This is a genomic window from Pseudomonas sp. 910_21 (assembly GCF_052850735.1).
The window spans coordinates 37,774-52,503 of the sequence record NZ_VXCY01000015.1 but is presented as its reverse complement, the minus strand read 5'-3'; the positions used below and the strand labels follow the sequence as shown (position 1 = coordinate 52,503).

The window sequence follows — 14,730 nt, the reverse complement described above, 5'->3', positions numbered from 1 at the left end:
GACGCAAGTACGCGAGGCGATTGTGCTGGCCCAGGACGGCGCGAGCGGGCCGCAGCTGGTGGCTTATGTGGTGCCAGCCGCGCAGGTGGCGGCCGATACGCCAGAGGCCCAGGCGCAATTGCGCGAGCAATTGAAAGCGGCCCTCAAGGAGGTGCTGCCGGACTACATGCTGCCGGCGCACCTGCTGTTCCTCGAAGCGTTGCCGCTGAGCCCCAATGGCAAGCTGGACCGCAAAGCCCTGCCCAAGGCCGACGCCAGCCAGTTGCAGCAGGCCTACAACGCTCCACAGAGCGAACTGGAACAGCAGGTCGCCGCCCTCTGGAGCCAGGTGCTGGGCGTAGATCAGGTGGGCCTGGACGACAACTTCTTCGAGCTGGGTGGGCACTCCCTGGATGCATTGCGCCTGATCGGCGCCATCAACCAGGCACTGGCTGTGCAACTGAGCATCAATGCCCTGTTCACGGCGCCGACCGTGGGGCAACTGGCTGGCGTGATCGCAGCCGGTCAGGCCGACAGTGCACAGAACGTCATCGCCCTGGGCGGCTCCGGCCAGCCGCTGTTCTGCTTCCACCCGGCGGGGGGCAGCGTGTATGGCTACCTGCCGTTGGCGGCGCAGTTGCGCGACCGTTGTGCGGTGTATGGCGTGCTGCACCAGGCCTATCTGCAAGCCGACTGGAGCGAGGTTTCATGGCTGGCGATGATCGAGCGCTATGTCGCCAGCATCCGTCAGGTACAGCCGAGCGGTCCCTACTATCTGGCGGGCTGGTCCCTGGGCGGGTCCATTGCCATGGACGTGGCCAGCGAACTGGAGGCGGCAGGAGAGACGGTACGCTTCCTCGGCCTGCTCGACCCGACGCCGCCCCAGGGCACCGGGGATGACCTGGTTCAAAGGCAGGAGGCGCCGGTCACCGTGACAGCCGAGTCCGAGTGGCGGGCGATCATCGACAAGCTCTGCCAGCAGTTCCCGGGCAGTGCAGGGATGATCGAGAGCCGCTTGACGCGCGAAGCCGAGCTCGACTGGCAGAGCATCCATGGCTGGGTGGCCGGCAATATCCCCCTGGCTCCCGGCGAGCTGGATCGGGTGGTGGGGCTGTTCAAGGCCGAGTTCGACGCCTCGCTGGTCAGCGCTGTGTTCAATGACTTGAGCGCCTTGTCTGCGGCCTATGCCTATCGCCCCCTGCGGGTTGCGCCACGGCTATGGTGGTCCAGTGACTACACTCCGGAGCAGATCCAGGTCCTGGAGCAGGCCATGGGTTGCGAGGTGCAGGGTGGTGAGATCGCCGCTTCACGCCATATCGAGGTCCGCCATGAAGCCATGGTGGACAGCACTGCCTTGCTGGAAAGCTTCAGAGAGCAGTTGTCGATCTGCTTGAACTGAGTGGTCAGCAAAGGCCTGGGCCGGCAACGGTCCAGGCCTTTGTCGTTTGCGCCATAAGCAAATCAACGGCCCGCCATCGCTCTGTAGGCGCTGGCTTGCCAGCGAATGTGCGCAGGCCTGGAGGGCGCTTTCGCCGGCAAGCCGGCTCCTACGGGGGCGTAGGTGGGACGGGTGGGGAATTCATCGCGTTGTAGGAGCTGGCTTGCCAGCGAAGGTGCGCCAGTCTTAAGGGCGCCCTCGCCGGAAAGCCGGCTCCTACAGGGGGAGGGGGTGTTTCACAGAGACCAGCTGACTGTGACCATGGCGTTGCGCGGGTCGCCGTAGAGGCTGGTGCCGTAGTCGGTGTTGGTGCCGATGCTCTGGTAGTAGCGCTTGTCGAACAGGTTGTTGACGTTGAGGCGAATGTTCACATTCTCCGAGGCCTTGTAGCTGGTCATCAGGTCCACCAGGGCATAGGACTTCTGTTCGATGCGGTAGTCGAAGGTGCTCAGGTAGTTGTTGGTGCCCTTGTTGTAGATGGTGTTCTGGCCATAGATCCCGCCACCAATGGTCCAGCGGTTCAGGTCGCCGGGCAGTTGGTAGGTGGTGAAGGCCTTGAACACGCTGCGCGGGATGTCGGTGTCGAACAGGCGGCCGACGTTGGCTTCATTGGAGTCCTTGGTGTACTTGACCGAGGCATAGGTGTAGCCCGCCCCCAGTTCCCAGCCCGGGGCCAGGGTGCCGTTGATTTCCAGCTCGATACCTTCGCTGCGCACCTGGCCTGCGGCTTCGTAGCAGGCGGTGCCGGGGCTGCACAGGTCGGGGTGGAGTGCCTTGGCGCGGTTTTCCTGGTCGATGCGGAAGATCGCCGCGCTGGCATTCAGGCTGCCGTCGAAGTACTCGCCCTTGATGCCCAGTTCGTAGTTCTTGCCTTCGATGGGCTTGAGGGCGCTGTTGGACGCGTCGAGCTCGGTCTGCGGCTTGAAGATATCGGTGTAGCTGACATAGACCGAGTGGTGCTGGTCCAGGTCATAGATGGCTCCGGCATAGCGGGTCAGGTGGCGTGTCACTTTGTTCGGCAGGCTGGAGGCCGAAGGCTTGCCGTTCCAGGTGGTGGTCACGTCGTAGTCGTACCAGTCCAGGCGGCCGCCAAGGATCAGCTTCAGGTCATCGGTGATGCTCAGCCGAGTGGTGATGTAGGTACCTTCCAGCTGGCTAGTACGGCGTTGGGTCCAGGGGTTGGCACTCATGTCCGGTTTGGGAATGCCGCTGGGTTTGTAGATGTTGGTGTGGGTCTCAAGGTCGATGGGCAGGCCCTTGCCTTTGAACGTCAGGTCGCGCCGGCTGGCGCCCACCACCAGTTCATGGGTACGCCCGAACAGGGAGAAGGGACCGGTGACGTAGCCGTCGTAGCTGTTTTGCTGGTCTTCGTAGTCGTAGCGACCGATATTCTGGCCGAACTCATCGTAGTTGGCGCCCATGCGTTCCGGAATGGAGCCGAGCATGTTCAGGTCCGACCAGCTCTTGCTGGCGGACAGGAGCATTTTCCAGCTATTGGCGAAACGGTATTCCAGGCGGCTGAACGCTGTGGTGTTGTTCTGATCCCAGTACTCCCACTTGCTGCCCAGGTAGCTAGAACGCTTCAGGTGCAGGTCGCTGCCGTCGGCGGCAACCGGCAGGCCACCCCAGGAAGTGTTGTTTCTGCCGCTCTGGTTGGAGGCGCCAAAAGTGAAGGTGGTGTCTTCGTTCAGGTCGGCTTCGGTAATGCCATAGAACACCGAACGTTCGGAACTGACGAAGTCCTGGAAGCTGTCCTTGCTCTGGTAGGCGGTGACCACCCGGCCTCGTAGGGTGCCACTTTCGTTGAGGGCGTTGGAGGCGTCGATCTCGGTACGGTAGTTGTCCCAGCTGCCGGCACTGCCGGTGACGGTGACCCGCGGGGTGGCGGTCGGGCGCTTGCGCACCATGTTGATCGCTGCCGACGGGTTACCCGCGCCCTGCATCATCCCGGTGGCGCCACGCACCACTTCCACATGGTCGAAGATCGCCATGTCAGCCGAGGAGTTCATGTCCCGGCTCAGGTAGTGGGACAAATCGTTGGGCAAGCCATCGGTCATCAGGTTTTCGACGGCAAAGCCACGGGAATAGAAGGTCGGCCGCTGCGGACCGTCCTTGGTGATGGAAATGCCGGGGGTAGCCTTGAGCACATCCTCCAGGGATTTCATGTTCTGGTCGTCCATGCGCTGGCGGGTGATGACCGTGACCGACTGCGGGGTTTCCCGGGCCGTCAGCGACAGCTTGCTGGCGGTCTGCATGGCCCCGGTGGTGTAGGAGCCGGTGTCCTCGGTGGTGGTGCCCAGGCCCTGGCCGCTGATGGTGCTGGTCCCCAGTTCCAGCGAGCCGTTGCCACCATGGTTGCGGATGGTGACCGAGTTGTCCTTGAGGGTGTAGGCCACCCCGGTGCCATTGAGCATGGCCGCGATGGCCCGCTCCGGCGAATAGCTGCCGCTGAGGGCGTTGCTGCGCTTGCCTTGCACATCGTCAGGGTTGTAGAGCACCTGCATATTGGCCTGGCGCCCGAACTCCTGCAGGGCCGCAGACATGGACTGCGAGACGATGTTGAAATGGATTTCCTGGGCCTGGACCTGAGCCATCAGTGGCAGGGTCAGGGCCAGGCCCAGGGCGCGGGAAGCCAGTTTTGGCGAGAACGCCTGGCGAAGCAGCGCTTTCGTCAAAGGGGTCAGTCGGTGTTGTGCGGGCATGCTCATATGCTCTTATAAATCCGGCAGATGTAATGACTGTTAATGGTATTAATTCTCAGTTCTGTCTGTATGACGCATCAGCTGCCATAAACCGGAAACAATCACGCCGGTTGCAGTTCAGTCAGGACTCGTCCGGCCTTCATGCGCACCAACTGATCGGCAATGTCGAAGTAGCGATCGTCGTGGCTGATCACGATGATGGTCTTGCCCAGGCGTTTGAGATCGGGCAGCAGCTCGGTGTAGAAAATCCGCCGGAAGGCCGGGTCCTGGTCGGCGGCCCATTCGTCGAATACCAGCACCGGGCGTTCTTCCAGCCAGGCATTGACCAGGGCCAGGCGCTTGCGCTGGCCGGTGGACAGGTCGGTGGTGGTGAAGGCGCCATCCTTGACGCTGACCTTGTGGGCAATTTCCAGGCGGTTCAGGTACTGGGTGGCGACATCCAGCGACTTGCCGGCGTTGCCCTGGACCAGGTCGTCGAACAGGTAGTAGTCGGCAAATACCGTGGTGAACAACTGCCGGTAGTCATCCCGGGCCCGGTCGGTCACTGCTTCGCCGTTGAGACGGATTTCCCCGGACTGAGGCTGGTACAGGCCCAGCAACAGTTTGATCAGGGTGGTCTTGCCGCAGCCGTTCTCGCCGACGATGAAGACGATGTCGCCCTGCTTGATGTTCAGGTTGATCGGGCCCAGATGGAACGGTTCGCTGCCTTCTACCGGTGGTGGGCTGTAGCGCACTTCGCGCAGTTCCAGGCTGTGCACCACCGCTTGCGGCGCTTCGCTGTCGTCCATCAGCAGATGCGGCTCGGGAGAGGAGAAGCGTTCGGACAGTTCGCTGATCCGGGCGAAGGCGATCTTTGCCTTGCCGACGATGGGCAGGTAGCCGACCACGTGCTCCAGGGGGCCCTTCATGTACAGCAGCACCAGCACGAAGCCGGTGATCACCGCGGGGTCCGGGTTCGGGTAGTAGGCCTGCATGGCCAGGGCCAGGCCGATGACCACGAAGAACAGCATCGAGCCGAAGCTCTTGGCCAGGATGTAGATGTTCACCGAACGCACCTGGATATCGCTGATGCGATCCGCGGTTCTCTGGATGCGCTGGGTGTTCATGCGAAAGCGCCGGGGCCGGTGGATACGCAGTTCCTTGGCACCGGAGGCGATCGCGTTGTAGTAGCGCTGCAGCTCGTCCTCATGGTCGCGAGCTTCATCGAAGCCCTTGATGCCCTTGCCGCCGGCCACCAACTGCACACTGGTGCCGATGATGATGGCCACCACCATCATCAGGAACATCGGCACCGAGAGGTACGCCAGGTAGCCCAGGCAACCCAGGGTGACGGTAGTGGCGATGGCCAGGGGAGTGAAGGCGAAAGAGAAGTCGCTGATGGTGTCGACGTCGTGGGTCAGCACCGGGATCAGGCGGTGGGAGCGATAGCGCTCGATCTGGGTGATGGGCGCCGAAAGTACTTTTTCACCCAGGTCCTTGCGCAGCGCAGCAATGATCCGTTGTCCCACATAGTTGGTGCCGATGTCCGAGACGATGGAACTGATCAGGGCCAGCACGCACAGGGCGGCGAAGGTCAGGACCACGCCCTGGGTCATGCCGGTCGCCGAGTGCAGGGCGTTGTTGATGGTGGCCAGCAACAGGGTGATGGCCAGGCCGCCGGCCATGCCCAGGGCAACGGAGATCACCACGATGGTGCGAAAGGGCCTGAGCAATGCGAGCAGACCGTTGAAGGCGCCGCGCTTGGGGTCGGTCATAAGTACTTCCCAGAGAGTGGATAGAGGGTCGTAGCACGCAGACCCTTACCCCTGACAAACGAAGCGCCGACGCCAGTATTTAGCTCGGCATGCCAGCCTCGCGGGCACTGCGGATAAATTGCCCTGCCTGTGGTTCGTTCTTGTTCTGTGGGCGCACGTGTATCGACGCAGTGCCTGAACCATTGAGCGAGAGCGAGCAAATGACAAAGAAGAATCTGGTGTATGTCTGGTCCCTGCGAAATGCCGCCGCCGACAAGGCCGGGCAGCCGGTGGCCTACAAGGACCACGAGCGCTATATGAAATCGGTGCTGGAATTTCTGGTTCAGACGCTGAACCAGACGCCCCTGGGCGAGGCCTACGAACTGGTGGGCGTGGTCTACGACGATGACGAGCAGTCGCCACGGGACCAGCAGCTGGTCAGCGACTACGGCTTTGCCTACCAGCCGGGCCGCCAGTGGCTGTACCCGGCGGACCTGGAAGTGCAGGGCAAGCGGGTCAACGACTTGCTGCTGAGCGTGCCGTCCACCTATCGTCGCCATCCCCGCGGCAGTGCCGAACACATCGCCGGCAAGCAGGATTTCGAACGCCGCCTGCACGACACTCTGGTGGAACTCAAAGCCGATATCGTGGTGCTCGACGGCCTGCTGGTGATCCTCGATGAGCTGGTACGCCCGGGAGCGCCTTTCGCCCGGCGGATCATGAACATCCACCCGGGCATCACCCGCATCGAGTCGCCCTATGAGCGTCGCGGAGCCTATGCCACCTGGAATGCCCTGTACGGCGCCCGTGGGCAGAAAGTAGTGGATTGGGCGACGAAGGAAACCGAGCCGACCGAGCCGTTATACCTGACCGGGGCGTCGTTCCACTACGTGGACAACGGTATCGACTCCGGCGAGGTGCTGCATGACGTGCTCAACACCGAAATCGGCCCCGAGGACACCATCCTCGAACTGCGCTGGAACAACTTCAACAACAGCCTGTTCCCGGCCTTGCGCCAGGGCCTGTGGCTGATGCTGGAGAATCTTCGTCAGGCTCAGGCCGGCAAGTCCCGGGACGTCGCCTGATACTGTCAGTGGCCCGGTGCGGTTGTTGCGCCGGGCCGCTGTTCATCGGGGTGTCTACTTGTGGCTGGCGCCGGGCTGTTCCAGCTCACGCACGACTCGGAAGCTCAGCCAGTCGCCGCGCACTTCGCGCTTGCGGCTGTTGCGGTTGCCCGAACGCGAGAATACCGGTGCCTCGCCCCAGTCGTTGCCGCGGATCTGGGCGTCCAGGCACACCCCTTCCGACTCTTCCATCCATGCCCGGCCATCGGCAGGCGCGCCTGCATAGTCCGGGTGCCAGCAATCGGCGACCCACTCATAGGTATTGCCGTGCATGTCGTACATGCCGAAGGCATTGGGCGGATAGCTGCCCACCGGGGCGGTGAAGCTGAAGCCGTCCTTGGGGCCGTAGGTGTTGGCGTGCTGGGTGATCTGGTACTGGCCTTCCTCATCGAAAGGGAAGGGGAAGGAGCCGGTGCTGCCGGCGCGTGCGGCATATTCGCGTTCCGCCTCGCTGACCATGCGGTAGTGCTTGCCGGTTTTCTTCGACAGCCACTGGGTATAGGCCTGCACGTCGGCGTAGTCGACGCAGACCGCCGGCTGGCGCGGCCCCTGTTCATAGCGTGGCTTGCTGGCCTGGCACAGGCGGCCGGGGCGGTCGTCGCCGTCCTTGATCACAGTGCCGGTTTCGCGGATGTAGGCGTCAAGCTCGGCGGCGGTCACGTGGAAACGGCTCATGGCGAAGGCTTTCTTGAAGGTCACGGTGTGCTGCGGGCCTTCATCGGGCTCGCGGCCCACTTCGTCTTCCGGGGTGCCCATGACAAAGCTGCCGGCAGGCAGGACTACCATTTCCGGGCAGTTCTTGCAGTCCTTGAACACGCTGCCGGGCTTGGGAGGTTCTACCGCGTGGGCGTTGAGGCTGATCAGGCAACCGGCCAGGGCGGCCAGGGAGGAGTAGGCGACGGGTTTCATCAGTCAATAGCCTTGTGCAATGTGAGTTCAGGGGGCCAACGGCTCAGGCGGTCTTGCTGCTGCGCAGGCGTTTGCCCAGCAGGTCCATGGTCCGGTCGATATCCGCCTCGCTGTTGAGCAGGCCGGGGGCCATGCGCACTACCGGCCCGGCATCACGGTCTACTGCGTCCACCAGGATACGGTTCTCGATCAGCCAGGCGGCGGTGGCATCGGTGTCCAGGTTCTGGCCACGGAAGAAGGTGAAGCCGGCGGAATGCTCCGGGCTCAGGGGCGTGACCAGTTCGATGCCTGGGTGCTCCTGCAGGCGCTGCTTGAGGTAGCTGTTGAGTTCATGGATTCGCGACTGGATGTTGGCCTTGCCCAGCTGCATGTGCAGGTCGAAGGCCTGGTCCACGGCCCAGCGGTGCTCGAAGCTGTGGTAGCCACCGGGGGTCATGGTGGTGGCGAAGTTCTGGTTTTCGGAGAAGGTCGCCACCATCGGCGTCAGGTGCTCGAGTTGTTCCGAGCGCGAGCAGAAGATCCCGGTGCCGCGCGGGCCGAACATCCATTTGTGGGTGCCGGCGACGAAGAAGTCGCAGTTCAGGTCGGCGAAGGTGATGTTCTCCACCCCCAGCCCGTGCACGCCATCGACGCAGTAGAGAATCCGCTCGTGCTCATCGCGATTGCGGTTGTGCTGGTCCACCAGCTTGCCGATCTCGCCGATCGGCAGTTTCACGCCGCTGCCCGACTGCACCCAGGTCATGCCCAGTACGCGGGTGTTGGCGCGGATGTTGCGATCGATGTTGCCCAGCACTTCGTCGGTGGACATCCGGTGGGGCGACTTGAACAGTTCGATGGTGCGCACCTGGGTGCCGTCGCGCTGGGTGCGGTACTTCAGCGCGTTGCGGGTCGAGTAGTGCTCGTGAATCGTGGTCAGGATCTCCTGTCCGGGGCGCACGTGGATGCCGCCATACATCAGGGCCAGGCCTTCTGTGGTGCTGCCGATCAAGGCCACCTGGCCGGGCTTGATCTGCAGGTAGCGGCCGACACTTTCGCGCACCTGGGCCTCGCGCTGCCAGGTGTACTGGGTGTCGTAGTCCATGGCCAGGGCCGGGTTGCGATCGAGCACTGCCCGGTACTTTTCGATGGCCTCGCGCACCGGCCTCGGGTGCGAGGTGATCAGGAAGTTGGAAAGGTGTACGTAATCCGGGTCAAGGTCGAACAATTGGCGCAGTTGGGTCCATTGTGCGGTGCTCACGGCCACGGTCGACGGCGTGGCACTGTCGCCCCGGGCCTGGCTGATGGCGAGGTTGCCCAGGGGCAGGGCGGCGGCCAACAGGCCTGCTTGTTTGAGGAATGTCCGACGATTGGTCACAGGAAGGCTCGTGGTCATGGGTTAGCCGGCGATGGCGGGTTGAGGGGCGGGTTTTGCAGGCTTGGCCAGTTTCTGCACCTGTTCCCAGACGCGCAGATAGTTCTCGCCCCAGAGCTTGGCGATCTCGATATCGCTGTAGCCACGCTGGATCAGCTCGGCGGTGACGTTGCGGTTGTCCGCCACGCTCATCCAGCCATTGACGCCGCCGCCCTCGTTGAAGTCGGAGCTGATGCCGACGTGGTCGATGCCGACTTTCTTCACTGTGTAATCGATGGCGTCGACATAGTCCTTGAGGCTGGCCTTGGGCTCTTCATCGAGGATGCCGTACAGGGAGCTGGCGTATTCGCCAAAGCGCTGTTCCGGCCAGATGGTGATCACGGCGTCGCCGGGCATCAGTGCGTTCTCCAGGCCTTGCAGCGGCCCGAGGTCGAAGCGCTTGCGCAAGGCATTGAGCTTGTCCAGGGTCGGCTGGCTGAGGGGGCGCAGGTAGGTGGAGAAGCCCACGACCTGGATCACCCCGCCGGTGGCCTTGATCTGTTGCATTTCCTGGTCGCTGAGGTTGCGCGGGATATCCACCAGCGCCCTGGGGGCGGAGTGAGAAGCCACCACCGGTGCCCGGGTCAGGCTCGCAACGTCGTCCAGGGCCTTGCTCGACATCTGCGAGACGTCGATCACCACCCCCAGGTCATTGAGGCGCTGCACGGCCTGTTTGCCGATGGGCGAGAGACCGCCAAGGGCGTCACGGGTGTCATTGAAGAAGGGCAGCGGGCGCGACGAGTCGGCCCATTCGTTGTTGCCGACATAGCTGAAGCCGAACAGGCGCATCCCCCGGGCAGTCCACTGGTCCAGCTGGTCCAGGTCGTCGCCCATGGCGTAGGCGTTGAGCAGGCTGATCACCACCGCCACCTTGCCTTCGGAGGCAATGCGGCGCAGGTCGGCGGGGGTGTAGGCAATCGCGGTCTGGTTGGGGAAGTCACGCACCATGCCCTGGATGATCCGGTAACGGGTCTCGCGCTGGTGGCGGGCTTCCTCGACGAAGCCAGCGGTGGGGCGGTGCGGCGCGTTGGGGCCGTTCCACATTTCCGGCCAGGCCAGAATGCTCAGGGCGGCCCCGGACATGCGGCCGCGACCGGCCTTGACCAGGTCGAACTGGCGAGAGGTGTCCTTGTCCGCTTCGCTGCCTTCGGTGCCGAAATCCAGGGGTACAGTGATGTGGCTGTCGAAGGAAATGATGCGCTCCTGCAGGTCGTTGGCGTGCTTGACGATCTCGTTGGGGTAGGACACCCGGTCCTTCCAGTAGTAGTGCCAGGCCGCGCCGGCACCGACACCGAGGGCGGCGACGATAAGTATCAGCAGGCTCAGATAGAGGGTTTTCTTACCAGATATTTTGATCATTGCTATCCCAGTCGCAGGCGGGCTGATGACGGGGTCGGGCCCTGGGGTTCAGTGCTGCCGGGTCCGACCTTTTGTGCACATCTATCCGCGATAAACGAGCTGGCCGAGAGCAAATTTAGCGTTCCGGGAATCGCTGGCCGGTAAATTTCCCTGCAAATCCAACGTTCTAGCTAGATGCGTGACGCGCCACTGGATAAAGGTAGAGCGATGAGGTTTTCGAGAAGAGGATTTTTGACCGGTCTGGCGGTGACAGGAGCAGCTATCCCTGTGGCGTTCTACACCCAGAAGGAGTTGCTGCGTCAGGATGTTCGTCGCAAGGAAGAGCAGGAGATCACCCCCGGGGAAGCCAAGCTGGAGGTGGCCCTGGACCCTGGCGTGCGCCTTGCCGATCACCTGCGGGGCATCTGGGATATCGAGTTCCTTGACGCCAACGGACCGCAATCCCTGCCTCGTAAAGGGTGTGAGTTGTTGCTGGATGCCGGCCCCGCCGGGCGCGGCTTGCGCGGTGTCCTGGGACGCGCGCAGAGCCTGCGAGGCGATGGCCCGGTGGAGTTCCTGGTGCAGGGCGACCTGGCGTCGGTGGATGCCGCCAAGCTGCGCTGGCGTCTGTTTGCCGGTGGCCGGATATCCGGCGCCCCCAGTCATGAGTGTCAGGTGGTGCTCGACGAGGTCTGGGCCAGTTGGGGCAATGCCGGTAGTGGCACCCTCAGTGGCAGCCTGCAGTCGTTGCAGGCGTCGCCGCTGGCGCCGGTATCCGCGGCGCGTTTTGTAGCGCGCAAGCGGGTCTTTCCTGCCGCCCGGGACCAGAGCGGGTTGAGTCCCGCTTTGCTGGCGTGGCTGGTATCGCCGCAGCACCGCCTGTTCCACCAACTCTGGCACGCCTCGCGGGACCGTTGGCACACCCTGCCCAAGGACAAGCGCAACAGTTTGCGAGGGCTCGGCTGGCAGCCGGGCCCGGTCAAGCATGAGCGTGATGCCCGTGGGCGGCGCAAGCATCGCAATGCCTCGGGCATCGACTTTCTGTTCATGCACCGGCACATGTTGCTGCACGCCCGCTCGTTGCAGCCGGACCTGGTGTCCTGGCACCAGTTGCCGCAGCCCTGTGCCCGTCTTGAGCAGGACCGGCAGGCCTTTATCCGCTATTACGAAAACCATGACGGCTGTTCGGTGCCGCCGGCCTGGGTGGCCGACGACGATGAAGAGTTCACCCAATGGCTGCACGGGCTGAAAAGCGATGCGGCGTTCTATGGCAATTTCCAGGTCTGGGAGTCGCAGTACCAGGACCCCGAGTACCTCAGTCGCCTGACCCTGGGCCAGTTCGGGTCCGAGGTCGAGCTGGGCCTGCACGACTGGCTGCATATGCGCTGGGCTGATGTCGCCCGCGATCCTTCCAACGGCATGCCAGTGATGGAAGCTCGCCTGTCCTCGGACTTCGCCGGGCGCTGGTACCAGCCCCAGAACGACTTTCTCGGCGATCCCTTCTCGTCCCACGTGCACCCCATGTTCTGGAAATTCCATGGCTGGATCGATGACCGGATCGACGACTGGTTCCGGGCCCACGAGCGCTACCACCCCGGCGAAGTGTTGCGCCGCGAGGTCAATGGCGTGCCCTGGTTCGCTCCCGGGCGCTGGGTCGAGATCGACGACCCGTGGCTGGGGGCCTCGACCCATGGCTGCGGCCCCCTGGGCAATGCCCCGGGAGAAATGTCCCTGGAGATGGATCAGGAAGTCATGAAGCTGGCCTTGCGCATCGCCCTGAGCCGCGACGAAGAGGTGCCGGACCTGCTCAAGCGGGCACCGCGGCGGCCCTGGTATGCCCAGCACTTGAAGCTGTGAGGCGGGGGATTCAGTTGCTCAGGGCCACTTCGGCGACGAAGCTCAAGAGCCCACTGTATCGGCTGGTTTGCCATTGCCCGCAGCTGTGGTCGAAAAACTCGACCGGCGCCAGGCAGTGCCGGTTATCGATCCTGAACCCGTAGAAGTCACCGCAGCCGTTCTCTGAAAACAGCAGGTGACTGCGGGCGATGGCCGGGTGCGCTCGGTTGATCTCCACCAGGTGGAAATCGCTGCTGCTGTCCAGTGAGTAGAGCGTGCCCAGGGCAAAGTAGCCGCCGCCGCACTCCTTGAGGAACCAGGCGTAATCGGCTGGCAGTTGCAGCCCCAAGGCCTGCTGCGCCTCCAGGATCTGGGCTTGGCTGGCAAGGCGGTCCGACGGTAGTTCGAACCAGATCGGATGGCTGCGCTTGCGCTCGCTCAGCAGTTGCTTGAAGTTCTCAACGTTCATTTTTTGCTCCTTGCGCGGTCAGTCGTCCGCCAGGATGGCCCGGGCGCCGTGCCGCTCCAGTAAGTCCTGCAACGCCTCCAGCTCTGCGGCGGGCGGCGGCTGGCCGGTCACTGCCGCGTAGATCTCATTGAGAATGATGTCCGCGTCCCTGTGGGTGAGCTGCGCCATCAGCTGCGCCAGATTGCGGTCGCACAAGTGCGGGTACAGCAGCACCAGAAGGCGGTTGTAGTCGCGGCTGTCGAGCCCGTCGGGGTAGACCTTGCGCAGCAGGGGCAGCAGGTCTGCCAGTGGATCGCGTGGCGCGTTTTCGAGGGGCATGGGGTTCTGTTGGCGGTGGGGCGGGAGGGGATTCTAAGCGATTTAACGCTCGACCGCTGCGCTGGACGCAGGAGTGGCCGGGCCGGCCACTCCCGCCGTGTCAGTGGCTCCAGCCGCCACCCAGGGCTTTGTACAGGGCGATGCTCGATTGCAGGCGCGACAGCCGCAGTTGCACGTTCTGATCCTGGGCGGTGTACAGGGTGCGCTGGGTTTCCAGGACCGTCAGTAAGTCTTCGGCGCCGGCCTGATAGCGGCTCTGGGCGATCTCGAAGGCGCGCTGCGCCTGGTTCAGCTCTTCGCTCTGCCACTGGCGCTGCTGGTCCAGGCCGCGAATGCTATTGAGGGCTTTTTCCACATCGGCAAAACCATTGATGATCGCCCCGCGATAAGTCTCCAGCAGCTCTTGCTGGCGCGCGGTGGCCCTGTCCCGTTCGGCGCCCAGGCGCCCGTTGTTGAAGATCGGCGCCACTAGGCCGGAGGCGAGGTTGTAGAAGGGGTTGCGCAAGACATCGCCCAGCTTGTCGGAGCCCGTGCCCAGGTTGGCGGTCAGGGTCAGGGTTGGCAGCATTGCCGCTCGCGCCACCTTGACGTCAGCCTGGGCCGCTGCCAGCCGGGCCTCGGCACCGGCGATATCGGGACGGCGGGTCAGCAGTTCGCTGGGCACTCCGGCATCGATGGTCGGCCAGTTCAATTGGGCAAAGGGCTGGTCGCTCAGTTTCAGGCTCTGCACCGGCCGGCCTAGCAGGGCAGCAAGGGTGATCAGGTTTTCTTCAGCCTGTTGCCGAACCAGCGGCACCTGGCGTTGCTGGGCGGCCACCAGGCTCTTTTGCTGGGCCAGTTCCAGGGCGGTGGCCGAGCCGGAGTCGTAGCGGGTCTGCACCAGTTGCAGCACGTTCTGTGCATTGGCCAGGTTGAGTTCGGCGATGCGCATCTGTTCCCGCAGCGACAGCGCCTGGGCATAGCTGTTGGCCACGCCGCTGAGCAGGGTCAGCTCCACGGTGGTCTGATCGAACTCGCTGGCCTGGACTCCGAGCAAGGCGCTGTCGTAGGCGGCGCGGCGGCCGCCCCAGAAGTCGACTTCATAGGTGGCGCTCAGGCCCGCGTCTAACGAGTTCGTGACTTTGCTGTTGTTGCTGGAATCGAGCTGGCTGGAGTTGTTGCCCCGCAGCTGTTTTCTGCGGCTGGCGTTGAAGGTGCCATTGACGCTGGGCAGCAGCGGCGCCCCGGCCACGATGGCACTGGCCTGGGCCTGGCGGACCCGGGCCATGGCTGCGGCCAGGTCGTGGCTGCTGGCCCGGGCTTCGACGATCAGTTGATCCAGCTCCGGGCTGCCGAAACGGGTCCACCAGCGCAGGTCTTGCTGCCGGGCGCCCTGGTTGGCGGGAGAGTGCCAGGACGCTGGTGCTTGCAGGCCACTTTCCGGGCGCGACGTGGGGCTGCTGCAGGCCGCCAGCAAGATGCTGGCGGCCAGGAGGGTCAGGTGCGCTTTCATAG

11 protein-coding genes are annotated in these 14,730 nt (G+C 63.7%); 3 read left to right on the top strand and 8 right to left on the bottom strand.

All coding sequences use genetic code 11. The features are described from left to right. Positions 1-1,378: thioesterase domain-containing protein (locus FW796_RS31315; RefSeq protein ID WP_446440660.1), on the top strand; the 1,378-nt coding region annotated here is incomplete at its 5' end. 275 nt (positions 1,379-1,653) lie between these two features. On the opposite strand, the gene FW796_RS31310 is transcribed toward FW796_RS31315, so the two are convergent. Then, the gene (locus FW796_RS31310; protein ID WP_404937374.1) at positions 1,654-4,125 is read right to left on the bottom strand and encodes a TonB-dependent siderophore receptor; all 2,472 of its coding nucleotides are present in this window, start codon (positions 4,123-4,125) and stop codon (positions 1,654-1,656) included. A gap of 95 nt (positions 4,126-4,220) precedes the next feature. Next, positions 4,221-5,873 (bottom strand): cyclic peptide export ABC transporter, encoded by a 1,653-nt coding sequence (locus FW796_RS31305; protein WP_402886800.1) that lies wholly within the window; start codon positions 5,871-5,873, stop codon positions 4,221-4,223. 200 nt (positions 5,874-6,073) lie between these two features. Between FW796_RS31305 and FW796_RS31300 the strand changes: the two genes are divergently transcribed. Next, positions 6,074-6,937, top strand: a complete 864-nt coding sequence (locus FW796_RS31300; protein ID WP_446440659.1) for a formyltransferase family protein — start codon at positions 6,074-6,076, stop codon at positions 6,935-6,937. Positions 6,938-6,991: 54 nt separating this feature from the next. Here the strand turns inward: FW796_RS31300 and pvdO are convergent, their stop codons facing one another. The 3 genes from pvdO to pvdM are packed head-to-tail and all read right to left on the bottom strand — an operon-like array spanning position 6,992 to position 10,634. Continuing rightward, entirely contained in the window at positions 6,992-7,885 is an 894-nt protein-coding gene (pvdO, locus tag FW796_RS31295) for a dihydropyoverdine dehydrogenase (RefSeq protein WP_446440658.1), read from the bottom strand. Positions 7,886-7,928: 43 nt separating this feature from the next. Then, positions 7,929-9,239 carry a pyoverdine-tailoring periplasmic protein PvdN gene (gene pvdN, locus FW796_RS31290; protein ID WP_446440657.1) on the bottom strand — a complete coding sequence of 437 codons (1,311 nt, stop codon included), beginning with the start codon at positions 9,237-9,239 and terminating at the stop codon, positions 7,929-7,931. A 21-nt stretch (positions 9,240-9,260) separates the two neighbouring features. Beyond that, positions 9,261-10,634 carry a pyoverdine-tailoring dipeptidase-like protein PvdM gene (gene pvdM / locus FW796_RS31285; protein ID WP_404937370.1) on the bottom strand — a complete coding sequence of 458 codons (1,374 nt, stop codon included), beginning with the start codon at positions 10,632-10,634 and terminating at the stop codon, positions 9,261-9,263. Between the two features lie 207 nt (positions 10,635-10,841). Between pvdM and pvdP the strand changes: the two genes are divergently transcribed. After that, on the top strand, positions 10,842-12,470 hold the full coding sequence (gene pvdP, locus FW796_RS31280; RefSeq protein WP_404937369.1) for a pyoverdine maturation tyrosinase PvdP: 1,629 nt from the start codon (positions 10,842-10,844) through the stop codon (positions 12,468-12,470). A gap of 10 nt (positions 12,471-12,480) precedes the next feature. On the opposite strand, the gene FW796_RS31275 is transcribed toward pvdP, so the two are convergent. From FW796_RS31275 to FW796_RS31265, 3 genes are all read right to left on the bottom strand, one after another. Further along, positions 12,481-12,918: an SMI1/KNR4 family protein gene (locus FW796_RS31275; RefSeq protein ID WP_404937368.1), complete on the bottom strand. Its 438-nt coding sequence runs from the start codon at positions 12,916-12,918 to the stop codon at positions 12,481-12,483. 18 nt (positions 12,919-12,936) lie between these two features. Further along, positions 12,937-13,236, bottom strand: coding sequence for a hypothetical protein (locus FW796_RS31270; protein WP_404937367.1), 300 nt, complete (start codon positions 13,234-13,236; stop codon positions 12,937-12,939). Positions 13,237-13,336: 100 nt separating this feature from the next. Then, positions 13,337-14,728 (bottom strand): efflux transporter outer membrane subunit, encoded by a 1,392-nt coding sequence (locus tag FW796_RS31265; RefSeq protein WP_446440656.1) that lies wholly within the window; start codon positions 14,726-14,728, stop codon positions 13,337-13,339. Between the last annotated feature and the right edge of the window lie 2 nt (positions 14,729-14,730).

Coding starts and splice junctions, on each gene's coding strand:
- FW796_RS31310 (WP_404937374.1), bottom strand. CDS start 4,125: ATGAGCATGCCCGCACAACACCGACTGACCCCTTTGACGAAAGCGCTG.
- FW796_RS31305 (WP_402886800.1), bottom strand. CDS start 5,873: ATGACCGACCCCAAGCGCGGCGCCTTCAACGGTCTGCTCGCATTGCTC.
- FW796_RS31300 (WP_446440659.1), top strand. CDS start 6,074: ATGACAAAGAAGAATCTGGTGTATGTCTGGTCCCTGCGAAATGCCGCC.
- pvdO (WP_446440658.1), bottom strand. CDS start 7,885: ATGAAACCCGTCGCCTACTCCTCCCTGGCCGCCCTGGCCGGTTGCCTG.
- pvdM (WP_404937370.1), bottom strand. CDS start 10,634: ATGATCAAAATATCTGGTAAGAAAACCCTCTATCTGAGCCTGCTGATA.
- pvdP (WP_404937369.1), top strand. CDS start 10,842: ATGAGGTTTTCGAGAAGAGGATTTTTGACCGGTCTGGCGGTGACAGGA.
- FW796_RS31275 (WP_404937368.1), bottom strand. CDS start 12,918: ATGAACGTTGAGAACTTCAAGCAACTGCTGAGCGAGCGCAAGCGCAGC.
- FW796_RS31270 (WP_404937367.1), bottom strand. CDS start 13,236: ATGCCCCTCGAAAACGCGCCACGCGATCCACTGGCAGACCTGCTGCCC.
- FW796_RS31265 (WP_446440656.1), bottom strand. CDS start 14,728: ATGAAAGCGCACCTGACCCTCCTGGCCGCCAGCATCTTGCTGGCGGCC.